At 61.0% G+C, this 25,930-nt stretch carries 24 protein-coding genes and 5 pseudogenes; 5 read left to right on the top strand and 24 right to left on the bottom strand.

What is annotated here, in order from left to right:
- Window positions 1-190: 190 nt before the first annotated feature.
- Together CK219_RS26900 and CK219_RS26905 are read right to left on the bottom strand one after the other, a co-directional pair.
- Window positions 191-412 carry a hypothetical protein gene (locus CK219_RS26900; RefSeq protein ID WP_245340632.1) on the bottom strand — a complete coding sequence of 74 codons (222 nt, stop codon included), beginning with the start codon at window positions 410-412 and terminating at the stop codon, window positions 191-193.
- A complete protein-coding gene (locus CK219_RS26905; protein ID WP_348628350.1) occupies window positions 409-669 on the bottom strand; it encodes a CopG family transcriptional regulator in 261 nt (86 codons plus the stop codon). Before CK219_RS26905 ends, CK219_RS26900 begins: the two co-directional genes overlap by 4 nt.
- Here CK219_RS26905 and CK219_RS31860 point away from each other — a divergent pair.
- Window positions 661-933: a hypothetical protein gene (locus CK219_RS31860; RefSeq protein WP_176477166.1), complete on the top strand. Its 273-nt coding sequence runs from the start codon at window positions 661-663 to the stop codon at window positions 931-933. The genes CK219_RS26905 and CK219_RS31860 overlap by 9 nt on opposite strands.
- Before the next feature lie 346 nt (window positions 934-1,279).
- Here CK219_RS31860 and CK219_RS26910 read toward each other — a convergent pair.
- A pseudogene (locus tag CK219_RS26910) lies at window positions 1,280-1,429 on the bottom strand (conjugal transfer protein TraD); the annotation flags it as partial.
- A 1-nt stretch (window position 1,430) separates the two neighbouring features.
- Window positions 1,431-1,752 (bottom strand): annotated as a pseudogene (locus CK219_RS26915) (conjugal transfer protein TraD).
- Between the two features lie 118 nt (window positions 1,753-1,870).
- On the opposite strand from CK219_RS26915, the pseudogene CK219_RS26920 reads away from it, so the two are divergent.
- Together CK219_RS26920 and CK219_RS26935 are read left to right on the top strand one after the other, a co-directional pair.
- Window positions 1,871-2,278: pseudogene (locus CK219_RS26920) on the top strand (Ti-type conjugative transfer relaxase TraA); the annotation flags it as partial.
- 1,347 nt (window positions 2,279-3,625) lie between these two features.
- On the top strand, window positions 3,626-4,345 hold the full coding sequence (locus CK219_RS26935; protein WP_095769650.1) for a Crp/Fnr family transcriptional regulator: 720 nt from the start codon (window positions 3,626-3,628) through the stop codon (window positions 4,343-4,345).
- Window positions 4,346-4,352: 7 nt separating this feature from the next.
- Here CK219_RS26935 and CK219_RS31470 read toward each other — a convergent pair whose 3' ends face one another.
- The 3 genes and pseudogenes from CK219_RS31470 to tnpB form a co-directional block, all read right to left on the bottom strand.
- Window positions 4,353-4,781: a hypothetical protein gene (locus CK219_RS31470; RefSeq protein WP_141245414.1), complete on the bottom strand. Its 429-nt coding sequence runs from the start codon at window positions 4,779-4,781 to the stop codon at window positions 4,353-4,355.
- Between the two features lie 639 nt (window positions 4,782-5,420).
- Window positions 5,421-5,603 (bottom strand): annotated as a pseudogene (locus CK219_RS26955) (transposase); the annotation flags it as partial.
- 114 nt (window positions 5,604-5,717) lie between these two features.
- Window positions 5,718-6,632, bottom strand: a complete 915-nt coding sequence (gene tnpB / locus CK219_RS32745) for an IS66 family insertion sequence element accessory protein TnpB (protein WP_141245415.1) — start codon at window positions 6,630-6,632, stop codon at window positions 5,718-5,720.
- Here tnpB and CK219_RS31480 point away from each other — a divergent pair.
- Window positions 6,631-6,918, top strand: a complete 288-nt coding sequence (locus tag CK219_RS31480) for a hypothetical protein (RefSeq protein ID WP_141245416.1) — start codon at window positions 6,631-6,633, stop codon at window positions 6,916-6,918. The genes tnpB and CK219_RS31480 overlap by 2 nt on opposite strands.
- 290 nt (window positions 6,919-7,208) lie before the next feature.
- Here the strand turns inward: CK219_RS31480 and CK219_RS26970 are convergent, their stop codons facing one another.
- The 14 genes and pseudogenes from CK219_RS26970 to ccoN form a co-directional block, all read right to left on the bottom strand.
- A complete protein-coding gene (locus CK219_RS26970) occupies window positions 7,209-7,502 on the bottom strand; it encodes a hypothetical protein (protein WP_095769654.1) in 294 nt (97 codons plus the stop codon).
- 438 nt (window positions 7,503-7,940) lie between these two features.
- Window positions 7,941-8,975, bottom strand: a complete 1,035-nt coding sequence (locus tag CK219_RS26975; RefSeq protein ID WP_095769655.1) for a PAS domain-containing protein — start codon at window positions 8,973-8,975, stop codon at window positions 7,941-7,943.
- Window positions 8,976-9,565: 590 nt separating this feature from the next.
- A complete protein-coding gene (locus CK219_RS26980) occupies window positions 9,566-10,015 on the bottom strand; it encodes a pyridoxamine 5'-phosphate oxidase family protein (protein ID WP_095769656.1) in 450 nt (149 codons plus the stop codon).
- A gap of 139 nt (window positions 10,016-10,154) precedes the next feature.
- Entirely contained in the window at window positions 10,155-11,432 is a 1,278-nt protein-coding gene (gene hemA, locus CK219_RS26985) for a 5-aminolevulinate synthase (RefSeq protein ID WP_095769657.1), read from the bottom strand.
- 407 nt (window positions 11,433-11,839) lie between these two features.
- Window positions 11,840-12,451, bottom strand: a complete 612-nt coding sequence (fixJ, locus tag CK219_RS26995; protein WP_095769659.1) for a response regulator FixJ — start codon at window positions 12,449-12,451, stop codon at window positions 11,840-11,842.
- Entirely contained in the window at window positions 12,441-13,928 is a 1,488-nt protein-coding gene (locus CK219_RS27000; protein ID WP_095769698.1) for a PAS domain-containing sensor histidine kinase, read from the bottom strand. The genes fixJ and CK219_RS27000 overlap by 11 nt, the downstream gene beginning before the upstream one ends.
- A 219-nt stretch (window positions 13,929-14,147) precedes the next feature.
- A pseudogene (gene ccoS / locus CK219_RS27005) lies at window positions 14,148-14,300 on the bottom strand (cbb3-type cytochrome oxidase assembly protein CcoS); the annotation flags it as partial.
- Window positions 14,297-16,582 (bottom strand): cation-translocating P-type ATPase, encoded by a 2,286-nt coding sequence (locus tag CK219_RS27010; protein WP_095769661.1) that lies wholly within the window; start codon window positions 16,580-16,582, stop codon window positions 14,297-14,299. The gene CK219_RS27010 and the pseudogene ccoS, both read right to left, overlap by 4 nt.
- On the bottom strand, window positions 16,579-17,094 hold the full coding sequence (locus tag CK219_RS27015; protein WP_095769662.1) for a FixH family protein: 516 nt from the start codon (window positions 17,092-17,094) through the stop codon (window positions 16,579-16,581). Before CK219_RS27015 ends, CK219_RS27010 begins: the two co-directional genes overlap by 4 nt.
- Complete coding sequence (ccoG, locus tag CK219_RS27020; protein WP_095769699.1) at window positions 17,091-18,650, bottom strand: cytochrome c oxidase accessory protein CcoG; 1,560 nt, start codon at window positions 18,648-18,650, stop codon at window positions 17,091-17,093. Before ccoG ends, CK219_RS27015 begins: the two co-directional genes overlap by 4 nt.
- 167 nt (window positions 18,651-18,817) lie before the next feature.
- Window positions 18,818-19,681 (bottom strand): cytochrome-c oxidase, cbb3-type subunit III, encoded by an 864-nt coding sequence (gene ccoP / locus CK219_RS27025; protein ID WP_095769663.1) that lies wholly within the window; start codon window positions 19,679-19,681, stop codon window positions 18,818-18,820.
- 2 nt (window positions 19,682-19,683) lie between these two features.
- The gene (locus CK219_RS27030; RefSeq protein WP_095769664.1) at window positions 19,684-19,833 is read right to left on the bottom strand and encodes a cbb3-type cytochrome c oxidase subunit 3; all 150 of its coding nucleotides are present in this window, start codon (window positions 19,831-19,833) and stop codon (window positions 19,684-19,686) included.
- 12 nt (window positions 19,834-19,845) lie between these two features.
- Entirely contained in the window at window positions 19,846-20,577 is a 732-nt protein-coding gene (gene ccoO, locus CK219_RS27035; protein ID WP_095769665.1) for a cytochrome-c oxidase, cbb3-type subunit II, read from the bottom strand.
- 10 nt (window positions 20,578-20,587) lie between these two features.
- Window positions 20,588-22,198, bottom strand: coding sequence for a cytochrome-c oxidase, cbb3-type subunit I (ccoN, locus tag CK219_RS27040; RefSeq protein WP_095769666.1), 1,611 nt, complete (start codon window positions 22,196-22,198; stop codon window positions 20,588-20,590).
- A 443-nt stretch (window positions 22,199-22,641) separates the two neighbouring features.
- Between ccoN and hemN the strand changes: the two genes are divergently transcribed.
- Window positions 22,642-24,021: an oxygen-independent coproporphyrinogen III oxidase gene (gene hemN, locus CK219_RS27045; RefSeq protein WP_095769667.1), complete on the top strand. Its 1,380-nt coding sequence runs from the start codon at window positions 22,642-22,644 to the stop codon at window positions 24,019-24,021.
- A 15-nt stretch (window positions 24,022-24,036) separates the two neighbouring features.
- Here hemN and CK219_RS27050 read toward each other — a convergent pair whose 3' ends face one another.
- The 3 genes from CK219_RS27050 to CK219_RS27060 all read right to left on the bottom strand — a co-directional run bounded on the left by CK219_RS27050 (window position 24,037) and on the right by CK219_RS27060 (window position 25,874).
- Window positions 24,037-24,468, bottom strand: coding sequence for a potassium channel family protein (locus CK219_RS27050; protein WP_095769668.1), 432 nt, complete (start codon window positions 24,466-24,468; stop codon window positions 24,037-24,039).
- Between the two features lie 84 nt (window positions 24,469-24,552).
- Entirely contained in the window at window positions 24,553-24,771 is a 219-nt protein-coding gene (locus CK219_RS32750; RefSeq protein ID WP_348628351.1) for a group III truncated hemoglobin, read from the bottom strand.
- A gap of 236 nt (window positions 24,772-25,007) precedes the next feature.
- The gene (locus CK219_RS27060; RefSeq protein WP_095769670.1) at window positions 25,008-25,874 is read right to left on the bottom strand and encodes an SUMF1/EgtB/PvdO family nonheme iron enzyme; all 867 of its coding nucleotides are present in this window, start codon (window positions 25,872-25,874) and stop codon (window positions 25,008-25,010) included.
- Between the last annotated feature and the right edge of the window lie 56 nt (window positions 25,875-25,930).

Genomic DNA, 25,930 nt, shown 5'->3' on the forward strand with positions numbered 1-25,930 from the left:
TCGTCAAACCCTGCTTGCACAAACCCGAACGTGCCGCCGCCTGCAAAGGAGCTTGGTGGCAAAGTGCCAATCGAGCAAATCACGCCGCAGCCGAAGAAGCGCTGAGAGGAAATGGCCAGGCGCTCGCTAGCCGATCGCGCCTATGTAGATCGGAACTGCCATTTCCATCAAAGTTGCCTGCCGGCCCGGATCATCGCCCGAGCAATGGCAGCTCTGCCTCGACCCTGGCGTTTTCCTTCTGGGTCATATTGTCGGCCGCAATCAGCCGACGCAGCGAGCGCAGGACTTCGCCGCGCGCCCCTCCTGCTTCAAGCATGCAGTCCACGATTGCCTGAAAGCCGGGCTCCACTGCTTCCTGGCAGTCGACCTCTCGGTCGGGGTAGTCGCCTTCGCGCCTCGGTCCGCTGATCATCCGTTGCCGTCCACCGTGCTTTCTTCGTCCATCTGTCGCGGCACCGGCAGATAGGCGTTGGAGACGAGCCATTCGCCGACGATCGTTTCCACCAGATCCGGCTTGGCAGTGCCCATCTCGGCCGTCAGGCTGGTCAGCGCGTCGTCGGTGCGGGGATCAAGCTGACCCCACCGACGTTTCTGATCAGCAGCGCGGCCCGCCGCAACAGCACCTGCAGGTCTGCCCGAGAAGTGGCCGAGAGGCGCCCGTTGACGCATGCTCACGACGCCGGGCAGGTGGCCGGCATCCGCTGCGGCAAATGCAACATCACTCGCTACTATAAGCCGCTCGAGTTACGGGAGGTCATCGGCAACGTCACGATCGATGAGGTGAGGGACAAGGCGCGCTGTCAAAAGTGCGGCAGCCGCGAATGGATGAGCGCCCAGCTATTCCACGCGACCGGCGGGCAGGCCCACACGATCCGCTTTCGGCGATTGGTTGAAATCCGATGGGGGAAGCGGGTTGTCTGGCGCGATGAGTAGGCCTTTTATTGCGACACGACATATTGGTACGATGAATGAAATAGGCAGCGACCCAGTTGGTGATCCTGCGGACCTCGGCTTGCTTACGACGGTTATCGCTGTTGAACGATCGGCACCGTTTGCGCTCGACGCGGCCAGAGACCACCAGAGAGCGGCAATAGCGTGAAACACCCATTTCACACTGAAGCAGTTCTTGGGCGGATGTCACCAATTGGGCCGCTTTGCATCGCCGCTGCTTGCCGACCACCGCTATGTTCGCTGGCTGTTTTGGTCTACATCGTTCCGCATTGAACGCCTGCTTTCCCTTCGTAGCCCACAGGTCGCGCGTATGTTCGCCTTCATGGCTCTGGAGCTTGGCGGCAATCCAGAGAAGCGCGCCGTATATGGTGGCGCGGTCATCGGCGGTCAGATCGACAATGCCTGCTTTGACGACGAGACCGCCAAGTTCGATAAGGTGTCGGGTGCGTTTGCGTCGCTCGACCTGCCAGGTGCGCATGTCATGCCGAGCCCGTACCGCTTGCCGGCGATTGTGAGCTGCCAGGTTGCGCTGAAGCGCTACGAGAGTTGTGTCCAGATGCCGGAGTAGTTCGCCGTGATCCGCTCTCGAAAAACATCGCCCCGCGCTTGGCCCATGCCTCACGCTTTGCGGCGTCTTTCGTTTCCGCAATTGCGACCGCCGGCCAGTTCGTCGGTGCCGAGTTGATCCGCGCCGGTGGCGATCACTACGTCGCCGAGCTGTTGCACCTTTCGCGTTTTGAGCTCGCGCGCCTTCACTTCCAGCGCCTCCAGTTCTGCGTCGAAGTCTCGTGGTTTACGCATGGCTGTCTCCATCGGTTGTCTAAGGGGCAATGATAGGCGAGCCTCTGCCGGAAGCTTCAGGGTTGCCGAGACAGTCCGGGACGGGTTGGTCCATCCCGAGATTCTTTCGAGGGAGGGCGCGCTTAACAATGCAGCGCGCGAGCGCATGCGCGCTGCGGGAGATCTCGGCGACGATGTTCAGATGGATGTCGAGCGCGGTGCAAGACACTTCGCACGCGGCGACCGGGTCATGTTCCTGCGCAACGAGCGCGGGCTCGGTGTTAAGAACGGCACGCTCGGCGTGATCGAAGAGGTCAGCACACAACGCATGTCCGTGCGCACCGACGACGGCAGGTCGGTGCGCTTCGACCTGAAAGACTATGCCCACATCGACCACGGCTATGCCGCGACCATCCACAAGGCTCAGGGCATGACCGTCGACCGGACCCATGTGCTGGCAACGCCGGGCATGGATGCCCATGGCAGCTACGTTGCCCTGTCGCGGCATCGCGACGGAATGGAACTGCACGATGGCGACATTGCAGAAAAGGAATGGGCGGCGACGATCCTCGTTGCGGCATTTCAGGCCGGAGCGCGAGACGAAGCCTCTCTGCTGTGGAAGATGATGGGCAAGATCAAGTCTGTGTGAAATCGGCTTTATTCGGCGCAGGATCCATGCTGGCGAGTAGGATCTTGGGCTCGCGGCACAGCGAGCTCCAGTCCGTCCCCGACATTGCGACAAGCTGCCTGGCCTGCGCCTCCGTAATGCCGATCTCTCGGACCAGGCGCTGGACGGCCCCGAGAGAGGTGGGATCGTTTGTCTCTAATTGCACAGCGGCCTCCTGCTCGTAGGTACGTACCGCCGCGCGCGTCGTCTGGACCGACGCAGAGCGCCTCGGCGCTTCTTACGTCGCCCGCGGCACGGCGGATCACATGTCGCGTGGCGCGATAGCGCCGTGAAATCGAGCAGGGTCATTGACACCGGACCGCGGATGTCCCTTAACTCCTGGTCTCGGCTCAGCGGATGGCGGCGCCATGCATGGAGATACCTTCACGCCCTCTTGGGTCGTGTATTCGACCGCTGCAGATCTCGCGAGGCTTCAAAGACGGAACTCGAGGACCAAGCCCTCCGCATTCTGTTGCGGTATCGGACAGGGGTGACGGATGAGACGAGCTTGACCGAAATCTGCCGCAAAGCCGAGCAACGCGAGTTGCATTGAGACCGTGCTCGACAGAAGCACGGAATAGATGGCTCTGTCCTCCCCCAAAAAAGTCAGCAAACCACAACTGTAGGTCTCTCGACGCTTAAATTAGCGAGGTTTAATACTCGACGAAATCAAGGCTGACGGCATGACGTGAAGTCTTAGAGACCCTGCAAAAGCGGGCGTGGTTCAGCGGTTGATCAAGGAATTCGGGCTTTCCGAGACGGAGGCTTGGGAATTCGTATCCCTTATGGGATCCGCCTGGGGTTCACTCGTTCGTGAAGTGAAGATCCTCTCGCGAAGCGCCAGGCGAAGCCCGTCAGTCATCAGTTGAGATGCCGCCTCATGATCCCGTGGAGCCACTGGTAGAGACTGAGATCAGGGGGCCGACTTTCCTCCTCTGACACCGCCGTCTCCAGGGTCAAGAGGACCAGATCATCCCCGGCTTCGGCCGAGTCCCCTCGGTAACGTGCGGCTCGCCGGCGCAGAGGACCAAGGAGGCGCTCTACGGTTTGCCCTGTCGTTTCAGGCCGGTTTTTCATTGGGAAAGGGTAGCAGCTGGTGTCCACAAGGCCGATTACATTTGACATATTCCGCCCGGGGGCCGGACCGGCCGGCTGAGACAGCCGCAGCTTGTGCTGATTTCCGCGAAGAACTAGCGTTCTCTGGCCAGGACTGCTGAGGATCACATCATGCTCGAAGCGCTTTACCTTCAGCTTTCCACCCATGACGACCTTTCGGATAGCGAACGGTCATTGTTGGCCAAGACGATCGGCAGCCAGCGAGAATTCGCCGAAGGCGAAGATCTGGTGTCAGAAGGATCCCAACCGGCCTTCAGCACCTTGCTGCTCGATGGCTTTGCGGCGCGCTACAAATACCTCGAGAACGGCAGCAGGCAATTTACCGCGCTCCACATCGCCGGCGACTTCGTGGACCTTCACGCGTTCCTCCTGAAGACACTGGATCATGGGATTCTGGCGTTGTCCCCCTGCAAAGTTGCCTTGGCGGATCACGCGAAGCTCAAGCACATAACCGAGATCGAGGCCCATCTGACCCGGCTGCTCTGGCTGGATACACTGGTCGATGGGGCCATTCACCGCGAATGGATCGTCTCGATGGGTCGACGGAGCAAGCTTGCTCACCTTGCGTATCTCTTTTGCGAACTGTTCACCCGCCTTAAGGTCGTACAGCGTACAGAAGGTATGAGCTTCCACCTGCCGCTGACCCAAGCCGAACTCGCCGATGTGCTGGGGCTTTCCACCGTGCACATGAACCGGGTGATGCAGAGCTTGCGCCGCTCGGGGGCGGCGGATTGGGTCCAGCACACCGTCCATATCCTCGATTGGAATAAACTTGTGGACTTGGCGGACTTCGACCCGACTTACCTGTCGCTGTTCAGGGAAGCCCGCTAGGCCGGGATCAGGTGATCTCAATGACCGCTTTGACCTTTGTCACGATCTTCCCGCCTTCATCGCGCACGTCCACGAACATCTCGACGCGCTGACCCTCAAAAGGTGTTTCGCTCAGCATATCTCGAAGCGCCCGCATTGCTTGATTGCGAACGGCTTCCATATCTCGCAACTCGGTGCCTTCGTCGTCGCGGACGAAAATACCGCTGTCGAAACTGTCGAAATAGTATCTCGCCATGTCACCGAACTGTGCAGGCGTTTTGATGTTCCGTCCTCGGCCGCAAGCTGCGTCAGCCTGATATATGCCTGTCCTGCTGCGCTCGGACTGGTTCAAGGGCAGCGATGCAGCGCTCCAATTTCTGTAGCCGGGACTTGGAAGCTTGTAACTGGTAACCGACCGCCATGAACTTTGCTCGCTTATGAGCATCAGGGAGGCCAAGAAGCTCCTCTTCCAGTCGGGCTATTTCCTCCCGGACTCGTTGCGCGTCAGTGACTCGCAGCTTCCAGACCCAGCTTCGGCCGCGCATACCCCGCGATCGCCCGGCTGTACCGACTGGGGTTTCCGATTTTGCAGCTGCTGGGAGAGAATTGGCGGGGCGCAGTTCGGAGTCTCGCAAGTTACGTCACCTGTGTCAGTCTTGCCGGTCGCGGGCCCAACGCGACCTGTTTGCCAACCCCGGCCGGAATATGTCGCTGGAGGCCGGCTTGGCAACCCCTGTGCCCAACCCTTTCGATCTTCTCACGTCCGTCGCCAGCAGGCCGGCGGGGCCGCCTTGCCAAAAGGCGTTAGCGAACCCACGAGGAGGCGTTGACGGACACCATATTTGATCGTTGAATGTAGGCGAGGGGATGGGCTGGCGGAGGTCACAATGCCCCTTGGAAGAAACGTCTTCACCCCGAACGAGTTGGCCCTGCTTGGCAGGATCTTCGACCGGCGCAAGGATGTGCCCGAGACAGCTGACGAGCGGGAGCGGAGAGCCTCCCGGATTATCGCCTACTATCAGGCCGGAATCCACGATGAGGCCGAACTCGACGAGCTTTCCTGCAAGCCCCTCGGTTCGGCACGCGGACCGCTCTCTTCTTCCCGGGCGAGATCGCCGTCGAGGTCCTCCAGTCCGAGCGCAAGTTGATCAGGATCGAGCCGCTCGGAACGGCGGCCGAACTGCGCGCGCTGCAGCTGTTTGATGATGGATTTGAGGCGCTCGATCTCACCGTCGCGATGCCCGACGAGCGCCGCAATGTCGCGCACGAGATGTTGCAGGAGAGCCGGTTCGCGGGGCAGATTGTCGAGGTCGAGCCGCCTGTCCAATTCTACTCGAATTGGCGGATTCGAAGAAGCAACTTCGCTCGATTTGCCGCGATTTCGCCGCGCTTTTCAGCCGGCCGGGAGCGGGCGCCAGAAGCGCTCCGGCGTACGCCAGTCGATGCCTTCGATGAGCATCGCCAGCTGCGCCGGCGACAACGTCACCGGGCCGCCAGGCTCAGCCAGGCGCGGCCACATGAGCTGTCCGTGATCCATGCGTTTGGTGAACAGACACAGTCCTGTTCCATCCCAAAAAAGGACCTTCAGGAGCGAGGCATTCTTGCCGCGGAAGACGAACAGATGACCCGAGAAGGGATCTTTCTTCAGATGCTCCTGGATCAGCGTGGAGAGCCCATCGAGACCTTTGCGCATGTCGGTGTGACCCAACGCCAGATGCACTTTCACGCCGACCGGAACGACGATCATGATGCCTTCTCCTTGCCGGCCAAGTGCCGCTTGACCGCGGCCGCGGACGCGCCCGCCGGTGCGAACACGCGTCGTCCCATCATCCAGTTCGATCGCAACCATTCCGTCCGGCGGCCGCACGAGATCGCGCAAGGCGGCGAGCGCCGGCGGCTCGCTTTCTGCTCCGTCGGCGATGTCGACCAGAGCCAGTTCAGGCGCCTTGCGGGCGGTCAGGCCGAAATCTTCTCGCCAGCGGAAGGCCATGCTCATGGCAATGCCGTGGCGGCGGCAGACCTGCGCCACGGCAACGCCGGGCTTCTGCGTCTCCTGCACGGTCGCCCGCTTCTGTTCGTCGCTGAACCGGCGCCGGCTCGAGCGCCCGTTCACCGCGTCGGGTGTCAAGCGATTTTGGCGCCGCGTGCAATTAGCAGCGCTGCTTAATTGGGCCCGGGCACTCGGATGAAGAAGCGATCGCCAGTCCATTTCGTCGCCAGATTCTTCCAGGCGATCGCGCCAGATCCGCAGCGCATGTCGCGAAAGTCCGAGCGCGGCGGCGTACTCGCCATGGAATCGCCTCGACATGCATGCTCCAGAACGCCCGGAGCGCAATCGGACCGCTGTCCGTGCGCTTGCTGTAGCGATACCGCGGCCGCCTTTGGGAACACTTCGGCTGCGGCGTCTTGCGCTGCCGTCGGGTCTTCTTCCGACGCAGATTCTGCAGCTTTTCCGCACGTTTGCACGGGTCTTCGCTGCTCACCAGACGGTGCATCCACAGATCGAAAGTTCTGATCGAGAGATCACGCTGGCGGCAGAATTCCTGCTACTGAGATTGCTGCTGAGCCAGCTCGCGACCTGCGACGACCAGTAGGGGCTGTTGGCCTTGGCCCAGGAGCGGCGGGGGCGCCATCCGAATATCCTCCACAGATCGAAGGCTGCTCGTTCCGTTCTAAAATGAAAACCAAAGTGCAGGGCCTGTCTGGTGCGGCACCCCAAGGAGCTTACGCGGGAAAGGCTAGGCCAAAACTGCCTGTTCGGTAGGGTCGAATCCGGAAGGGCGAGAAGACCCTGCACGAGGGGTAGCTGAAACGCCTATGGAAGAAACCGCAGATGGAGATGCCCCGGTCGGGCGATCCCGCCGGGGCATTCAGGAACCGATCGTCAGTTGGCGCCGCCGAGTTCCTTGGTCATCTTGCAGAAATTGTCGTGCTGTTTGGCGATGGTATCATCGCCGCAGTCCTTCTTGATCGATGTCCGATCCTCTTCGCTCATAGCTAGCCATGCCTTCTTGAACTCATCGCCAGATCTCATCGTCTTCATGCCGGCGTCAGTGAAGAACGGCGACATCTTGGCGGGATCGTCGAGAGCCGAGGTTCCGGTGTTGGAGCCCGCAAAGGCAGACGCGGCTGAGAGGGAAAGCGACAAAGCAGTCATGCAGATGCTATGGATTTTCACGGAAAAGTCCTCCTTTGGCCGATCGTGTTCAGTTGATGGCCACTTCCGAGAACGAACCTGCGACTTTTAGGTTTCGCACCGACAGCGATTTTGCTGGAGCAGCACCTAGGCGGTCTTCTGCCGAACCATTTGCGTGCATCTATCAAAGACAATTGCCGAAGGCGCTTGAATTCGCCAAACCGGCGCAATGTGCATTAGCGATATTGAAAATACCGCGTCTCAAGCATGCTCCACCTGTCAGGGAGGTCGATATTCGTCTGCGGTAGGTGGCATGCGTCAGCAGGCACCTGTTGCCCGGCAGGAACCCACAGAAGACGGTGTCCCGGCAAGACAGCAGATTGGGACCGCTGCCAGGGAGAGTTGCGCCACAGATCTTGCTTGCAATCGACTACATGACTGTTGAGGATGCCAACCTCCTCGGCATCGCCGCAGTCCTCTTTACCCTGAGGCCATGACGTTGGGGACTTCAGCTACGATCCTCACCCCTTGCTCCGACCAATCGCGTTGCAGCGATCCCTGAAGCTGTTTCCGAATTGTTGCATCACCGATCAGCGTTCCAAATCCTTTTCGTCGACGCGTTGGTGGAGGTGGTCCTCCGATCTCCTCCCAAATGAGGATGAAGCCGCCATTCTGCGGTCTGTCGTGCCAATTGACTTGCACTCGACCTATCGCTGTCGAGAGCGAACCGTGGGAAGCCGCGTTGACTGCCAGTTCATGAATGAACAGCGACAACGGCTGGACAGAATGTGCTGCGAGAGCAACGTCGGGTCCGTCCAGCAGAGCGCGAGTGGCTCCGTACGGCTCGAGCTGTGACAAGATTGTTTCCCGCAATGGAATCTGGTGCCAGGCCCGCTTCGACAGCAAGCTATGCGCTCGAGCCAAAGCCTGTATGCGCCGCTGGACCGATGCTGCATATAGAGCAGCATCGTCAGATCGCGTCAGGCGAACAATGCTGTCGACCAGAGCAAGCACATTGTTGGCTCGATGGTCCACCTCCAGGAGCAAGCGATGCTCCGACGCCTCCAGGTTCTCGATCCTGCGATAATCTGTGCGGTCAATTTGCGACGCGAAATGATAGACTAGACGGCCACCCTCGTCATGGATTGGACTGAGGTACAGCTGATTCCAGAAAGCCGAACCATCCTTTCGATAGTTGAGCAATTCGACGTTGATCTCACGTTCCTCCAGCAATCCCGCTCGGATCTCAGCGATTGCCGCCGGGGAGGTCGCGGGACCTTGAAGAAACCGGCAGTTGCGTCCGAGGACCTCATTTGCTTGGTAGCCCGTGAGGTTCAGAAACGCCCGGTTCGCCAGCACGATTGGATGGCCTTTCTGAGTGGCATCAGTCACCACCATCGGCATTCGCGTGCGTTGGAAAGCTATTGCAGCCAGTTCCTTGCGGTCAGCCATGGTGCGATCGGTGATCGCGGCTGGGCTATCACCGTGCAGGCTGGAGGCGCCTTCCTTGTCCATCGTCACGTTTCCTTCGGCTGACGGCTCAGGAAAAACGTTGATGAAGCTAAAACGTTTCCCATCAGCTTGTTCAGCACACCTCCAAGTCGGTCTAAGCTGCGGTGGCTGATCAAGGCAAAGCGTGCACGACAGCGGACCATTAGCACTCATCAGCCCAGCATCGCCCATAACCAAGCGGTGTTCCCAGGCCAATGCCGCCAGCGACTGCCCGGAGCATAGGCCGGGAGCATCTGGCTTGAGATGATGCGGTGCAACCTGGGTCAGTTGATGACCTTTCGACATGCCGCCGTCGCGCTCGGCCTCGCTGAATGCAAGCATCTTTGTCGAAGTGGCCCGAAGGGATGTTCTTCCGTCACGGGCAGCGATTGTTTTCCCTGCATCTTTTTAGAGTGGTCCACAACAGGACTCGAACCCCTTATCGCGAGTGCTGAACTTGAGCCACATATCGGCACTTCAAGCTGGCCGGTGCATCACCTGGAAGCGGGCGTTCGTGCAGTGACATTGTTGGTAGGTTATGAGGATTCACTGAGAGGGGGCTTCAGAAGAGTTGCGCATGCTGCAACCGGTTGACCAGGCGCTCGCCATGAAATTCAGCTGTCTATCGCCTCGCGGCCCGTAACTTCCGCGATAAAGATTCTAAAGAACACGTGGGGAAGGCGTCCCATGTTCGAGGACGTGCCTGGCTTGAGTGCGCCTGGCTCCCACCAGTCGGCGTGCTTGCTCAAGACGGACCATGCATGATCGATCTCGATCTTGTGCCCGATCCGGTCAGGGAGTTCCTCATAGCGGCCGCTGACAACCACACTTTTCCAGCCACGGCCCATATTGCGTTCATCGACCTGCACTGAGACGAGCGGATTGGAGCGCATCCACTCGATCTTCTTGCCCAGCATGGAGAAGGCATAAAGATGATTGTCCGCGTGGGCGTAATAAAAAGGCACGACGTAAGGTTGCCCGTGTTGGGCGCAGGCTAGGCGGCCGATGCGATTGGCTGTGAGTAGCTTTGTGCATTCCAAAGCGGAAAGTGTACGGATCTGCATGGCAAGCTCCTAAATGCGGGCTTCGTGCTGCGATTTCCTCGGAACGCGTGCAGCGGCCCGCTGTCCAACCTGTGTACATCTTGGGATCGTCGGCATCTTTCGCGTGTTGCGATAAATCAGGGTTCGCCGGCTCTACCTGTCAACCGCCCGATCGTTGGGCGAGCAGCGGAATGATCCGGTCGCTCTTGGCGACGGCGGGGCGGCCGGAGCTGGCATAGGGAATGCCCAGCGCATCCCAGGTCTCGACCAGCGCATCCTGCAATTGGGCGATCAGCGCGTCCGAATGGAAGGGTGTGGGCGTGATGCGCAGCCGTTCGGTGCCGCGCGGCACCGTCGGATAGTTGATCGGCTGGATGTAGACGCCGTGCACGCCAAGCAGCCGGTCGCTGGCCATCTTGCAAAGCTCGGGGTCGCCGACCAGCACCGGCACGATATGCGTGGCCGATTCCATCACCGGCAGCCCGGCCGCGGCAAGCACCTGCTTGGTGCGCGCCGCCTGGCGCTGCTGCGCGTCGCGCTCGGCCTGCGAGCGCTTGAGATGCCGGATCGAGGTGGTGGCGGCGGCGGCGATCGCCGGCGGCAGCGCGGTGGTGAAGATGAAGCCCGGCGCATAGGAACGCACCGCGTCGATGACGGCGCTGGTGCCGGCGATGTAGCCGCCAAGCGTGCCGAAGGCCTTGGCCAGCGTGCCCTCGATGATGTCGATGCGCTCGGCCAAGCCTTCGCGCTCGGTGATGCCGCCGCCGCGCGGGCCGTACATGCCCACCGCATGGACCTCGTCGATATAGGTCATGGCGTTGTAGCGTTCGGCGAGTTCAACGATCTGCCTGATCGGCGCGATGTCGCCGTCCATCGAATAGACGCTTTCGAAGACGATCAGCTTGGCGCGCTCGCGCCCCGCGGCCTGAAGCAGGCTTTCCAGATGCGCGACGTCGTTGTGGCGGAAGATCTTCTTTTCGGCGCCCGAGCGCCGCACGCCTTCGATCATCGAGGCATGGTTGAGCTCGTCCGAGATGATCAGGCAGTTGGGCAGGAGCCTGGCGATGGTCGAGATCGAGGCCTCGTTGGAGACGAAGCCGGAGGTGAAGACCAGCGCTGCCTCCTTGTCATGCAGATCGGCGAGCTCCTGCTCAAGCTCGACCAGCGGGTTGGAGGTGCCGGAAATGTTGCGGGTGCCGCCGGCGCCCGAGCCCATCTTGGCGGCCGCGTTCTGGAAGGCGGCAATCACATCCTCGTTCTGGCCCATGCCGAGATAGTCGTTGGAGCACCATACGGTGATTTCCTGGGCGCGGCCGTTGGAACGCCAGATGGCGCGCGGGAACTTGCCCACAATGCGCTCCAGGTCGGCGAAAACGCGATAGCGACGCTCGGCGTGGAGCTGGTCGATCGCATCCTCGAAGAACCGCTGATAGTTCATGTCGAAATGTCCTTTGCAAGAAGCGGCGCCGTGAGTCGCTACGGTTCGGGCTAAACTACGAACAGGAAGCGGGCTCCGCTTTGAGCTATGTCAAATTACGGGCATGCTCGGGACGGGGAGATATCCTCGATCCAAACAGAACTGATTTAAATCAAAGCGTGGAATCCCAATTCGGCGCACGTTGGCCGGATGTGGAATCCGATCGCAAGCGCTCCGTTTGGTTGCAGCCTGGAACTGGCCGTCATTGACGAGGAAGGCCTGCACCCGCTCATATTCCCTTGCGAAAAGGGACGCGAAGGCTGGAGGAACGCCGTTACCGGTGCACGCGTGGATATCCGTCCAACGCACTGGCGCGACTGGCAACCGAAAACCGCGCAGGCGAGTTCACTTCAAGGCTCGCCCTAAATTTAAAGTGTGGAGTCCGCGATCAAGGCCATACGAACGAGGTGCGAGAGGCTGCCAGCACCCATTTTGCTCATGACATTTGCGCGATGGATCTCGACCGTTCGTGGGCTGATCCCGAGATCGTAGGCTATTGTCTTGTTCGGCAGCCCCGACACCAGCCCGTCAAGCACTTGGCGCTCCCGTTCGGACAAGGCCGCGAGATTCTTTCGGATTTCGGCCGATTGCGGATGTGTCGCGAGCGGCCGACTGTGGTGGTCCAAGGCGGAATGAATCGCGTCGATCATGACCTGATCGTCGAACGGTTTTTCGATGAAATCCACTGCGCCTTCCTTCATGGCCTGAACGGCCAAGGCAACATCCGCGTGGCCCGTCATCACGATCACTGGCACGCTCTGACCACGGGCTTTCAATTGCCGCAGAAATTCGATGCCATCGATCCCCGGCATGCGCACGTCGGTCACGATGCAACCATCGATCTTCTGTGGCTCCGTCCCCAGGAATGCGGTTGCCGATTCATAGAGGCGCACGGCAAAGTCGGCCGTTGCGAGAAGGAAGCCCAGGGACTTGCGAACGTCAACATCGTCGTCGACTACATGAACAATATCACTGGCCACTGGCGACCTCTTCCTTCTCTACAGCGCGCAGAGTGAACCGAAACGCGGTTCCTCCGCCAGCCATCGGCTCAGCCCAGATATGGCCACCGTGAGATTCGACGATGGTGCGACAAATGGACAGGCCGACACCCATTCCGTGCTTCTTGGTGGTGACGAAAGGCTGGAAGAGCTGGGCTGAAACCTCGGGAGCCAACCCAGGGCCGGTATCGATGACACTTACCTCTGCCATGCCATCGTGTCGGGCTTCGGTGACGACACGCAGTTCCCGCCGCGGAGCGCCATGCATGGCTTCTACGGCGTTTCTCATCAGGTTCAGCAGAACCTGCTGGATTTGGATGCGATCGGTCAAAACGAGCTCGGCCGTCGGATCGAGTTCGTAAGTGACGCGCACGTCGGCTTCCCTGGCGCCCACCAGAGCCAGCGACGAGGCGTCCTCGATGAGTGCCGGCAGACGTTCGACCTGGCGCTCGCTTTCGCCCCTTGCGACGAAATCCCGGAGACGCCGAATGACATCGCCGGCTCGCAAAGCCTGTTCAGCGGCCTTCTCGACGGCCTCTCGCAACATCGGGGCGCTCTCATCCTTGCTCCTGTCGAGGATGCGACGGCTGCCTTTGAGGTAGTTCGTAATGGCCGTCAGAGGTTGGTTGATCTCATGCGCCAGCGTCGACGCCATTTCGCCGAGCGCGGTGAACCGTGCCATGTGAAGCAACTCCTGCTGCTGCTCCTGGATTCTAGCTTCTGTTCTGTGTCGCTCCGTCAGGTCGCGGCAGAAACCGGTGAAGAAACGCCCCGTTCCCGGATGCATTTCGCCCACGGCAAGCTCCATCGGAAATGTCGATCCATCCTTGCGCATCCCGGTTACGGTCCGGCCAAGCCCAATTATGCGGCGCTCTCCCGTCGTGAGGTAACGCTGCATATAGGCGTCGTGCTCTTCCCGGTAGGGCGAGGGCATCAGCAACTTGACATTTTGACCGATCACCTCGCTGGCCTTGTAACCAAACAACGTTTCGGCCGCGGTGCTGAAGGATTGAATATTGGCGCTTTCGTCAATGACGATCATCGCATCCGGCACGGTCGCCAGGATGGAACGCAGGTGGTCCTCGCGCAATTGCAGCGAAGCGTTGGCAAATGAAAGGTCGCTGACGTCCGTGCCCTGAACGAAGATCGCTGTGATCCGCCCGTCTTGGGCCCTGATTGGCTGATAGACGAAATCCAGGATACGCTCCTCCGCAAGGCCGGTTTGAGCGTTGCGGAGCACGACCTTGATGCCACGCCCGACATAAGGCTCGCCGGTGGTGCCGACACGATCGAGCAATTCGAAGAATTCCTGTCCTTCAAGCTCAGGCAGGGCCTCCCGAACCGACTTGCCGATGACCTGCCGATGACCGATCAGACGTTGGTAAGCCGCATTGGTCAGCTGGAAAATGTGGCCGGGCTCGCTGAGCAGCGTCATGAAACCTGGGGCCTGATCGAACATCAGCGCAAGAAGCTCGTGTTCCGGCAAATTGTCTTGCTCCGAGGGCCTGTCCACGCGCGGAGCCGATTTGGCAGCGGTTTCGGGCGAAGCTTGCCCCTTGTTGCTCACAAGCAGTCTCCGGATCGAGAAACGGCAGCACTCCCTGATCTAGCATTGATCCGCCGGCACGCCAAACAGCTGCGCCGGGATCTTGGTCGCGATCAAAGCGCCTTGGACTGTTTGTTCTGGCCGGTCATCAGGCTCGATCAGTATCCGCTCGGCAGCTCCGTCGAGATCCTCGTACTGGCCGCTGCGCAAAGCCCACAGGAAGCCAGACAAACCAAGCGCTCCCAGAAACAGAGCCACCGGAATGAGATAGGTGAGCGTGGTCATGGACGGGCCGCTTCGATGACATCGGTGCGGCGTCGGGCCGGCGCAGCTTCAGGCGCCGCTTTCGCCGTTGCGTGAAGCCGCATCGCGTTTGCAATCACGATCAGCGAAGAGGCGCTCATTGCGACCGCCGCGATGAGCGGCGTCACGTGACCCAGAACGGCGATCGGAACGGCAAAGGCGTTGTACACGATCGCGATGCCGATGTTCTGGCGAATGAGCCGGCCGGCCTTGCGCGAGACATCCATCGCCAGAGGGACCGCAAGCAGGCTTTCGCGCAGGAAGACGAAATCCGCGGCCTGCCGGCCAATGTCGGCCGCGGTTGCCGGAGCTATCGAAACATGCGCCGCCCGCAAGGCCGGCGTGTCGTTGAGGCCGTCGCCCACCATCAGCACCTTGTGTCCGGCGCGGGTCAGCGCCTCGATCCACTCGACCTTTCCCGAAGGCAGCAGCGCCGGCGCGAAACTGTCGACACCCAGTGATTTGGCAACCTCCCCGCAGTCCTTCGCGGTATCTCCGGACAGCATCTCGACCGACACGCCGGCGTCCTCCAACTGCCGGATCGCTGCGCTGGCGTCTTCTCGCAGCGCGTCCTCGAAAGCAAAACACGCAACGATGTTTCCATTCTTTGAGAGCACCGTGCCGCCATGGCCGCCGGGTTTGCCTTCCCCGCCGGTGCGAGCCTTCCAACCCGCCCATCCGCGTCTTCCTAGCCGCCACGTATTCCCTTCCGTTATGGCTTCAATGCCGAAGCCCGGATGCTCGCTGACGGTTTCGACGACGGGCCGGCCGGAATACCCTGCATAACTGGCGATTGCCCTCGAGAACGGATGGCGGGAATGAGCCGCCATGTCCGCCGCAATTGCAAGCATGATCGGACCGATTGATGACGCATTCACCAGCTTTGGGCGCCCGAGCGTCAGCGTCCCGGTCTTGTCGAAGACAGCCGTGTCGATCGTCGCGAGACGCTCCATGGCCGAACCGTCCTTGACCATGACGCCGTCCTCGAACAGACGTCGGGCCGCAACGACCTGGACGATCGGCACCGCGAGGCCGAGCGCGCAGGGACAGGTGATGATGAGCACGGCGATGGCGATAGTCATGGCGCGGTGCCAGTCGCCGGATGCGGTCACCCAGCCGAGGAATGTCACGAAGGCCGCCAGATGGACCACGGGCGCGTAGAGCGCCGACACGCGATCGGCGATGCGTCGATAGCGTGAGCGGCCACCTTCGGCGGCCTCCATCAGTCGAACCATTTCAGCCAGGAAGGAATCCTTGGCGGCGGCGGTCGCCTGCATCGTCAGCGGACCCGTCAGGTTGAGCGTACCAGCCTGCACATGAGCGCCGGCAGTCACGGCTTTGGGTTCGGTTTCACCGGAGACGATCGAGCAATCGAGATCGGAATTGCCGCTGACGATATCGCCGTCGACCGGTACCCGTTCTCCGGCCGCGATGAGAAGGCGCATCCCAGGCACAAGTTCGGTGATTGGCAGGTACTCGCGTGTTCCATCGTCACGCAGGACAAGCGAACCCCTTGATGCGAGCATTGAGAGGCCATTGACGGCGGTTCGCGCCCGCTCCCGCATGACGTGGTCGAGCATGCGGCCGATCAGCAGGAAGAAGAGCAGCGACACGGAGGCATCGAAATAGGCGTGCTCGCCGTGATTGATTGTCTCGTAAAGACTCATCGCGTAGGCGAGCGACACGCCCACCGCGATCGGCACATCCATGTTCATGCGACCGTGACGCAGCGCATTCGTCGCGGAGCGGAAGAAAATTCCGCCGGCGAAGGCGAGAGCCGGGATGGCGATCAGCGCGGACAGCCAGTGGAACAGATCGCGTGTCGCGCCCTCGGCGCCGGACCAGACCGATACCGACAGCAGCATGATGTTGCCTGCTGCGAAACCTGCCACGGCGACAGCGCGGATCAGTTCCGAGAGCGTCCTGTCCTTCACGTGATTTTCGGTGTCGAACAGATGCGCCTGATAGCCGAGACGGCCGAGCACGGCGAAGAATGGCGGGACGCCGTCGCCATGCCAGCGTATCGACACTCGTTTCGTCGACAGGTTGACGCGCGCGGACTCGATGTTCTCGACCCTGCCGAGCGCGGTCTCGATCGCTCGTATGCAGGCTCCGCAATGAACCGTCGGCACCGACAGGTCGGTCTGGTGCATGTCGCCACCCAGAGAGCGGCTGGCCAGCTTGATCTCCTCGCTCGAGGGCGGTGCCGACGCCGAGGCGGCCATCTCCAATGCCATCTCAGCTCCTGGCGCGCAGCAGCTCATTGCAGGGCTCCGTTTGAAATCATGATGCGGCGAACATCGCGAAACGGCGACGCAAGCCCGGCGTCCGCATCGATCTCCACGATCCAGACGCCATCCTTTGGGGTGTGGCGAACAGCGAACGTGTCCGTGCTTCCGGGAATATCTCGGGACACCGCGGCAAGTGTCAGGGCCTCGTCCTCGGCCTCGTAGGCCGGGTGCCGGAACAGCATCTTGACGCCGCGCAGCGGCACCGGTTTGCCCTGGCTGTCGACAAGACTGTAACGGACTTCGCCGGAAGCGACGTTCAGCGTGCCCGTCCAGCCTAACGCCGCCTGCGCCCTTCCGTTCCTCGCTTCTTCGTTGAACTGCTGGCTGGCAACGTAGGTGTTTTCGACGACGAGGCCGGTCCAGCTCTTCTGGGCGAGCGTGGCCATGGTGAGATTGACCCCGATCACCACCGCGAAGAACGCAAGAATGGAGATCAACATATGCTTGCCGGTGAACTCTCGCGGCTTCCGCGTTTCGACGCTCATCTGCTGATCTCCGGGGCATTGAAAGTGGCCGTGTATTCGGCGGTTTCGGAACTTGCCTTATCGGCGATGCGGAATTCGAAACTCTGGGCCGGCTTCCTGATCTGATCGGCCGGTTGCCTGACAAAGATTTTGAGTGTCTTCAGCCGGTCGGGCTCGACGGCAATGGAGAACGAGCGGCTTGGGGGCGGGTCGATGCCGACAGTGCTCATCTCGCCGCCATCGAGGCCGTCCAGCGTGACCTCGATCGTCCTCGGCTCGGGTATCATGTTGAGCAGCTTGACCGTGTAGCCGTTGCGGATCGAGCCGTCCGAGAGCGTCACGAACTGAGGGTTGCGGTCATGCAGGACATTAAGCTCCAGCCGTTCGCGCGTCACCAGCGAATAGACGAGCACCAGGCCGATCGCCGACCATGCGCCGAGATAGATGTAGGTGCGCAACCGGAAGATCTTGCCCAGATGGAAGTGTGCCAAGCCGTAGGCGAAGCTGCCGCTCGGCGTCCTCACCAGCGCCGGATTGACCGGGCCGGTGCCCCCGGAGGTGGCCATCGCCATGTTGGCGTTGTAGTCCGCCAGTGTTGCATAGGAGATCAGTCCGCGCTCGCGACCGAGCTTGTCCATAACACTGTCGCAGGCATCGATGCAGAGCGCGCAGGTGATGCATTCGAGCTGCTGCCCGTCGCGGATGTCGATTCCCATCGGGCAGACGGCAACGCAGGCGTTGCAGTCGACGCAATCGCCGGCCGGCAAACCGGCGGCGAGAGCCTTCTTTGCATGGCGCGAACGCGGCTCACCGCGCCAGTCATTGTATGTGACGGTCAGCGAATTTTCGTCGAGCATGGCGGCCTGGATGCGCGGCCAGGGGCACATGTAGGTGCAGACCTGCTCCCGCATCAGCCCGCCGAACACGTAGGTTGTGCCGGTGAGCACGGCGATCGTGGCATAGGCGACGGGCGCCGCCGTGCCAGTGACGACTTCGCCCAGCAGCTTGGACGCATCCGCGAAGTAGAAAATCCAGGCGCCGCCGGTGGCGACCGCGATGACGAGCCAGATGGCGTGCTTGGTCATGCGCAGGAACAGCTTGCGAGCGCTCCACGGCGCAGCGTCCAGCTTCATGCGGGCATTGCGATCGCCTTCGATCGCCCGTTCCACGACAAGGAACAGGTCGACCCATACGGTCTGCGGACAGGTGTATCCGCACCAAGCGCGCCCTACCGTCGATGTGACCAGGAAAAGACCGACGCCCGCCATCATGAGAAGGCCTGCGACGTAGTAGAATTCCTGCGGCCAAATCTCGATGAAGAAGAAGTAGAAACGGCGGTTGGCCAGGTCGACGAGAACGGCCTGATCGGGCGCGAAGGGGCCTCGATCCCAGCGCAGCCAGGGCGTCAGATAATAGATGCCGAGCGTGATCGCCATCACCAGCCATTTGAACCGGCGGAAACGACCGGAGGCCCGCTTCGGAAAGATCTTCTTGCGCGCGGCATAAAGCGGCTGCCGCGTCTTTGCGGAGTTAACCGCTTCGGCCTCGAGCCGTTCTACCTGCGCCTGATCCAGCACGACGATCTCCAAATCGCGGCGAATGACGCCGCCTGTCTCCACCAATGTTGCAATCGCTCGCGCGGCGCGTTGATACAGGTCAAACTGAGTCAGCAAAAAGCAGGGCGAGGCCCGGCATGGCCGGGCCTCCCCGCTTGAACGGCTGAGGCCGAGAATAGGTCCTGCTCCTATTCTCCGCCGCCAAGCGAATGGACATAGACAGCCAGTTCCTTGACCGTCGTTTCGCCGAGACGATCGACCCAGGCAGGCATCACGCCGTTCTTTGGGGCTCGCACCTGAGAAGCAATCGCGGCTTCACCGGAACCGTGAAGCCAGATCGCATCCGTCAGATCGGGCGCTCCGAGATCCCTGTTGCCCTTTGCGTTCTCGCCATGGCAGGCGGCGCAATTGTCAGCGAAAACCCTGGTGCCGGGCTCGATCAGGTTCTTGTCTCGCACCGGCCCCGAAAGGCTGGCCACGAAAGCGCTGACCTGAGCGACCTGCTCCGGCTTGAGCACATCGGCAAAGGCAGGCATCTCCGACTGGCGAGTATCCGCGTCCGGGGCGAAACGAATGCCGTGCGTGATCGTCTGCTGGATCTGCTCCGTCTTGCCGCTCCAGAGCCAATCGTCATCGTTGAGGTTCGGAAAGTCTGTCGACCCTTGCGCGCCGGAGCCGTGGCACTGCACGCAGTTGACCTTGAATGCCGCGCCGCCGGCCGCGACGGCGAACTCGCGCAAGGCGTCGTCGGCAGCAATTTCCGAAACGGTTTTGGACTGTATCGCCGCGACGTATTTGGCCTTGCCGGCCTCAGCCGCGGCCATTTCGTTCTTGACCTCGTTGCGGCTGGAAAAGCCCAGGATACCTTTGGTGGCGAAACTCAGCATCGGCCAAGCCGGGTAGGCAATCGTGTAGGCGAGGGCCCAGGCGATGGTGATGTAAAATGCCGTCACCCACCAGCGGGGCAGGGGATTGTTGAGTTCCTTAATGCCGTCCCACTCATGGCCGGTCGTCGTCACGCCGGAGATTTCGTCGACATGCTCGCTGCTCATGATCAATCGTCCTTGAGAGGTATCTGTGCAGCGCGGTCGGCGTGCGCCTTGCCACCGGGGCGAAGCGCAAAGGCGATGCAGCCTACAAAGAACAGGGCCATCGCAAGCAGGCCCCAACTGTCAGCGAACTCCCGCATCAAATTGTATTCCATTGATTGCGCTCCTCAGCGGTAGCCGGCGGCTTCGTCGTAGTTCTTGAAATCGACCAGAGTGCCGAGCATCTGGAGGTAAGCCACCAGGGCGTCCATCTCGGTGACCTGCTGCGGGTTGCCGTCGAAGTCGCCGATCTTGGCCTTCGGGTATCTCTTTTCCAGGCCGGACGTGTCGGCGTTGGGCTCGGCCTGCGCCAGCAAATCCGCATTGGCATTGGCGACCATGTCATCGGAGTAGGGGACACCGACACGCCGGTTGGCGACGAGATGAGTCGAGAAGTCCTTCACCTCGATCGGCGTATCCTTCAGGAACGCGTAGCTCGGCATGATCGACTCGGGCACGACGGATCGCGGATCGGTGAGGTGCTGGACGTGCCAGCTGTTGGAGTAGCGGTCGCCGACGCGAGCAAGATCCGGTCCGGTTCGCTTGGATCCCCATTGGAACGGATGATCGTACATCGACTCGGCCGCCAGGCTGTAATGGCCGTAGCGTTCCACTTCGTCGCGGAACGGCCTGATCATCTGGCTGTGGCAAAGGTAGCAGCCCTCGCGCACATAGATATCGCGACCGGCAAGCTCGAGCGGCGAGTAGGGTCGCATCCCTTCTACCTTCTCGATCGTATTGTCGAGATAGAAGAGCGGAGCGATTTCGACGATACCGCCGACAGTCACCACCAGCAGGGATCCGACCAGAAGCAGCGTGGCGTTCTTCTCGATCAGTGCATGTTTATCCATCAAGCCCATGTCTGGTTCCTTATTCGGCAGGCTGGAGGGCGGGAACGGAACCCGGCAAAAACTGCTCTTTGCGCTGGTAGCCACGAATGGTCATGGTGACGTTCCAGGCCATGACCAGCATGCCGGCGAGGTACATGGCGCCGCCCGCGGCGCGCATGACATAATAAGGATGCATGGCGGCGACGGTCTCGGCGAAGGAGTAGACGAGGAATCCCTGCTCGTCGTACTCGCGCCACATGAGCCCTTGCATGATGCCTGAGACCCACATCACAGCCGCGTAGACGACGATGCCAAGCGTCGCCAGCCAGAAGTGCCAGGTGACGAGCCGCAGCGAGTAGAGCCGTTCGCGGTTCCAGAGCTTGGGCACCATGTAGTAGATCGCGCCGAAGGTGATCAGCCCGACCCAGCCGAGCGCGCCCGAATGGACATGACCGATTGTCCAATCCGTGTAGTGCGACAGCGAGTTGACGGTCTTTATCGACATCATCGGCCCCTCGAAGGTCGACATGCCGTAGAAGGCGATTGCCGCAACCATCATGCGCACGATCGGGTCCGTCCGGATCTTGTCCCAGGCTCCCGAAAGCGTCATGAGACCGTTGATCATGCCGCCCCAGGACGGCATCCACAGCATGATCGAGAACACCATGCCGAGCGTTTGCGCCCAATCGGGCAGCGCGGTGTAGTGGAGGTGATGCGGCCCCGCCCAGATGTACAGGAAGATCAGGGCCCAGAAGTGGATGATCGAAAGGCGGTAGGAATAGACCGGCCGGTTAACCTGCTTGGGCACGAAATAATACATCATGCCCAGGAAGCCGGCTGTCAGGAAGAACCCGACGGCATTGTGCCCGTACCACCACTGCGTCAGCGCATCCTGGACGCCCGAGAAGGCCGAATAGCTCTTGGAGCCAAGAAATGAGGCGGGCATCGACAGGTTGTTGACCACATGCAGCATCGCGATGGTCACGATGAAGGAGAGGTAGAACCAGTTGGCGACGTAGATATGCGGTTCCTTGCGCTTCAGAATGGTCCCCAGGAAGAGCAGGAGATAGGCGACCCAGACGATCGTCAGCCAGATGTCGACATACCATTCAGGCTCTGCGTATTCGCGGCTTTCGGTGATGCCCAGCAGATAGCCGGTCGCGGCCATGACGATGAAAAGCTGATAGCCCCAGAAGACGAACCAGGCCAGATTGCCGCCGAACAGCCGCGCCCGGCAGGTGCGCTGAACGACGTAGAGCGAGGTGCAAATCAGCGCGTTGCCGCCAAAGGCGAAGACGACGCCGGATGTGTGCAGCGGACGCAGGCGGCCGAAATTGAACCAGGGTGGGATGTTGAGATCAGGGAAGGCGAGCTGAAGCGCGATAACGACGCCGACCAGCATGCCGACGACACCCCAGAACACCGTCGCGATTGCCCCGTAGCGGATTGGACCGTCCATGTAGGCGGACGGGTCGATCGGCGCCGCGGGCTTGAAATCCGATTTGCGCAGCAAGATCGCGGTCAAGCCAGCCACCGCGAAGAACAAAACCCACATGTGCTGGCGAAAGGGTTCATCCACGCCGAAGCCGGCGGCCACTAGGGCACCAAAAGCAAACAGGCTTAAAAGGACGATCTCAGTGCCAAATTTCATCGCAAGTCCCCGATCTCGTATCGAAAGTTCCGGCGGAAATGCCCGCTCGCGGTACCATTTCGGGATTTTCCGTCGCCGGGCCTTGATCCAGGTCAAACGCGGATTGCTTTTGTCTTTGGGAGTTTGCTCGTCAGCTTGACCACCCCCGACAGCAGGCTCGAGTAGGGTTCCATCTTCAGGCGGTCCGTCCCTGCCAAAATGTCTTGCCTGGAGGAAGCTCTGGTCAAAACGCCAACTCGGCGGGCGTTGAGCGCACCGCATCTTCCGGCCGCCGCGCTTCTCAGGATCTACAAATACCGGGTACCTCAGTTTGTTGAGCATCCAGTCTGCCGGCCGCAGCGAAGCGCATGGTCAAATAGGGGCGGCTATTTGCGCCGTTTTGGCTTGAGTGGCCTTGATTGAAATCAAGGTTTTGCCTGTGCCGTGCAGATAGTTTGGCCGCCATGACCGCTCCCGCCGCCATCATCCAGCCCCCGCACCCAACTCCGGCCATAGGGCTCGGCGACAGCGTGCCGCGCTATACGAGCTATCCGACTGCGCCGCACTTTCATCCGGGCGTCGACGCGATAACGGTTCGCGGGTGGATGGATGCGCTCGAAGGCGATGACGAGATATCGCTGTATCTGCATATCCCCTATTGCGACCGGTTGTGCTGGTTCTGCGCCTGCCATACCAAACAGACGCGTCACTATGCGCCGGTGGCCACCTTCCTGCGTTCGCTACACAAGGAGATCGAGACGGTCGGCGGTCTTGTGAACGGCAGGGGCAGGGTTCGGGCTGTCCATTTCGGCGGCGGCTCGCCGACAATGCTCAAGGCCGACGACATCCTCACGCTGGGAAAAGTATTGCGGGATCGGTTCGACTTTCTCAATGATGCTAGCCTCAGCGTCGAGATCGATCCGAACGACATGAACGAAGGCCGGCTCGATGCCTTCGCGGCGATCGGCATGACCAGGGCGAGCCTCGGCGTTCAGGACTTCGATCCCAAAGTGCAAAAGGCAATCAATCGCGAACAGAGTTTCGCGCTGAGCAAGAGCATCGTCGATGCGGTGCGCGCGCGGGGCGTTCGTTCCATCAACCTGGACCTGCTCTATGGGCTCCCGCATCAGACCTTGAAGAGCGTCGCGACGACCGTCATGCAGGCTCTAACGCTGGCGCCAGACCGACTGGCCTTGTTCGGCTACGCCCATGTGCCTTGGTTCAAGAAGCACCAGACGATGATCGATAAAGCCTGGCTGCCCGATTCCGCCGCACGCCTGGCGCAGTCGCAGCTTGCCGCGCGACTGATCGTCGACGCCGGCTATGATGCCTTGGGGCTGGATCATTTCGCAAAACCGCAGGATGCGCTTGCGGTAGCCGCGCGTGCCGGCAAGATCCGCCGCAACTTCCAGGGCTATACCGAGGATCAGTGCGAAACCCTGATCGGCCTCGGTCCTTCCTCGATCAGCCGGTTCCGCCAGGGTCATGCACAAAACATCGTCGCCACAGGCGAGTACGAAAAGGTCGTGGATTCCGGACAGCTGGCGACAGCGCGGGGCATCGAGTTCAGTCTCGATGATCTGGCGCGAGGCTGGGTCATCGAGCGCCTCATGTGCAGCTTCGCCTTCTCGGCGATAGAACTTGTCGAACGCTTTGGAACCGTAGGCCAAACGGTGCTGTGCGAAGCGAGCCGCTTGGCTATCAGCGGCGCCGGCCAACTGCTTCGGCTGGACGGCGAAAACTTCGTCGTACCGGAGGAAAGCCGTCCGCTCGTCAGGACTGTGGCGGCCAGGTTTGACAAATATCTGAACAACGGAACCGGCAGGCACTCGCCGGCGGTCTGAGGCCGGAGCCGCGGTTCAGAAGTGCTCGCCGATCCTGAAGGGGCCGACACGGGTGCCGGCCGCGATGAGGTAGGCGGTCGACCAGCCGATGAGCAGAAATCCGTTGATGCCCTCCAGGGCGGCCAGCACGCGCCAGCCATGGGCGGGAACGACGTCTCCATAGCCGACCGTCGAGAAGGTTATGGTCGAGAAGTAAAGCGCCGTCTCGAAATCACTTAGGATTCCGAGCAGCCGGTAAAGGCCAGCCCAAAGCCAGACTTCCGCCGTCATGACCGCGAAAAGCCCCATAACCACGGTAATCATGGCCAGCACCCGGCTGCGCCGCCCGTGCATGCGAAAGAGTGAAACCAGCCGCGCCATCACGTGAGCGATGGCGATAAGGCCGAACGTGTGGATCAGGACCGTCAGGCTGATGACGATCGTGCCGACGAAAAGATTGAGGATCATTCGAGAACATTACGGCCCGAAGCACCTCGTTCCTTGCGCCAGATCAAACCTCCCGGGCCGGCTATCCTAGAGGTGCCTTACTTGCTATGCGCAGGTCCGATCAGGGCGAAAGAACATGGCAAGCTTCAGGCTCGCAGCGATCCGTTCCGCTCGTTCGATGAATATTGCCGCGGTTTCTGGTTCGAAGAGCTCTGCAGCGGTCTCACCGAAGACAGCCAGCCAAATATCGAAGTCGGACTCGGTAACGTCCGTCAGCTTCACGTGAGCCGGCACAGGCCGGCCATGATAGTCGCCGGTCTTCAAGATTACGGAGCTCCAGAAATCCGTCATCTTCTCGAGGTGAGGCTCCCAATCACCAGCGATCTCGCGGGCGAAAATGGGACCGAGGCGCTCATTCTTTCTCACCCTGGCGCAGAATTCGCGAACCAGTGCTCCTATCGATGTCCGGTCGACGCCAGGACGCGCCAAAGGCTGTTCGGGGCTGGGGCGAACCCGGTCGAGCAGGACCGATTTGGAAGTCATCTACATTCCTCTTTGAATCAGGTCAGGCCAAGCCGGCGCAGGGCGGCCTGCACGAAGCCGCCGTGTTCATGGATCAGGCGAAACCCGAGATTGTCCGGCGGAGTTCCGACGGCGCAGCCGCCGCTTTTGCCGTCACGGATGAAGTTCGACATGTAGGTCCGGTGGAAACCTTCCACAACGTGCACGCCGCAATTGCTCAGTGAACGAGCAACGCCATCGCTGGTCATCGTCACATGGCCGTAGCAGGTCGATGTCCATTCCCAGACATTGCCGGCAATATCCGCAACGCCCTTTGAGTTGGTTCCAAATGCCCCGGCAGGCCTTGGTTCAGGATCTGCCTTGCGGCCGAGCGCAGACTCGTTGCGGTACTGGGTGAGCCATCGCCTCGCGGGATTCGCAGGATCGCCATCGCCCCCTTCGATGTCGGCGCGAAACCGCTCGCCGGCGGCATAGGCCCACTCCACATCGGTCGGGAGCCGCCAGGTGTCATCCGTTTTCGCCGACAGCCAATTGGCGTACGCCTGCGCATCGAGGAAGCTGACGCCCGTCGCCGGAACGTTGCCGACAATGCTCGAACCGGCAGGCTTGCAAACGCCGTCAGAAACGCAGCGGTCATAGTCGGATGCGGTGACCTGGAACTTCATGATTTCCAGGGGCGTGTCGATGGTTTCCTTCGTCACAGGGGCCGGCACGGGATGATTGTCCCGGAGAAACTCGCCAGGCTGTGGGTGTTCGAACGACCCGGGCTTCAGGGTTACCAGTTCGGCCACCGCGGCTGGTGCCCGGGACCAAGAAGACGTCCCGTCGATCGCGTTGCTGACGCCCAGTCCGATGAGGGCGGCGGCAGCGATGGTTCCAAATGTGAAGACAGGATCGAAGGACATGTTCAAAGTCCGCCCGCGGGTTCGACCCGCCGGCCGCGCCGGCAGGTCGTGGTAGA

Origin of the sequence: Mesorhizobium sp. WSM4313 (genome assembly GCF_002294725.1) — a bacterium.
Classification (GTDB): Bacteria; Pseudomonadota; Alphaproteobacteria; order Rhizobiales; family Rhizobiaceae; genus Mesorhizobium.

What these genes read in the sequence shown, in the direction of transcription:
- CK219_RS26975 (WP_095769655.1), bottom strand. Translation starts at nt 8,975, where the DNA reads ATGGACAAGGAAGGCGCCTCCAGCCTGCACGGTGATAGCCCAGCCGCG.
- ccoP (WP_095769663.1), bottom strand. Translation starts at nt 19,681, where the DNA reads ATGAGCAGCGAGCATGTCGACGAAATCTCCGGCGTGACGACGACCGGC.
- CK219_RS31480 (WP_141245416.1), top strand. Translation starts at nt 6,631, where the DNA reads ATGCATGCTCCAGAACGCCCGGAGCGCAATCGGACCGCTGTCCGTGCG.
- CK219_RS27000 (WP_095769698.1), bottom strand. Translation starts at nt 13,928, where the DNA reads ATGTTCGATCAGGCCCCAGGTTTCATGACGCTGCTCAGCGAGCCCGGC.
- CK219_RS27030 (WP_095769664.1), bottom strand. Translation starts at nt 19,833, where the DNA reads ATGGAATACAATTTGATGCGGGAGTTCGCTGACAGTTGGGGCCTGCTT.
- hemA (WP_095769657.1), bottom strand. Translation starts at nt 11,432, where the DNA reads ATGAACTATCAGCGGTTCTTCGAGGATGCGATCGACCAGCTCCACGCC.
- tnpB (WP_141245415.1), bottom strand. Translation starts at nt 6,632, where the DNA reads ATGTCGAGGCGATTCCATGGCGAGTACGCCGCCGCGCTCGGACTTTCG.
- ccoO (WP_095769665.1), bottom strand. Translation starts at nt 20,577, where the DNA reads ATGGGCTTGATGGATAAACATGCACTGATCGAGAAGAACGCCACGCTG.
- ccoN (WP_095769666.1), bottom strand. Translation starts at nt 22,198, where the DNA reads ATGAAATTTGGCACTGAGATCGTCCTTTTAAGCCTGTTTGCTTTTGGT.
- CK219_RS26980 (WP_095769656.1), bottom strand. Translation starts at nt 10,015, where the DNA reads ATGCAGATCCGTACACTTTCCGCTTTGGAATGCACAAAGCTACTCACA.
- hemN (WP_095769667.1), top strand. Translation starts at nt 22,642, where the DNA reads ATGACCGCTCCCGCCGCCATCATCCAGCCCCCGCACCCAACTCCGGCC.
- CK219_RS26905 (WP_348628350.1), bottom strand. Translation starts at nt 669, where the DNA reads ATGCGTCAACGGGCGCCTCTCGGCCACTTCTCGGGCAGACCTGCAGGT.
- CK219_RS26900 (WP_245340632.1), bottom strand. Translation starts at nt 412, where the DNA reads ATGATCAGCGGACCGAGGCGCGAAGGCGACTACCCCGACCGAGAGGTC.
- CK219_RS27050 (WP_095769668.1), bottom strand. Translation starts at nt 24,468, where the DNA reads ATGATCCTCAATCTTTTCGTCGGCACGATCGTCATCAGCCTGACGGTC.
- CK219_RS27060 (WP_095769670.1), bottom strand. Translation starts at nt 25,874, where the DNA reads ATGTCCTTCGATCCTGTCTTCACATTTGGAACCATCGCTGCCGCCGCC.
- CK219_RS26935 (WP_095769650.1), top strand. Translation starts at nt 3,626, where the DNA reads ATGCTCGAAGCGCTTTACCTTCAGCTTTCCACCCATGACGACCTTTCG.
- CK219_RS27015 (WP_095769662.1), bottom strand. Translation starts at nt 17,094, where the DNA reads ATGAGCGTCGAAACGCGGAAGCCGCGAGAGTTCACCGGCAAGCATATG.
- CK219_RS27010 (WP_095769661.1), bottom strand. Translation starts at nt 16,582, where the DNA reads ATGAGCTGCTGCGCGCCAGGAGCTGAGATGGCATTGGAGATGGCCGCC.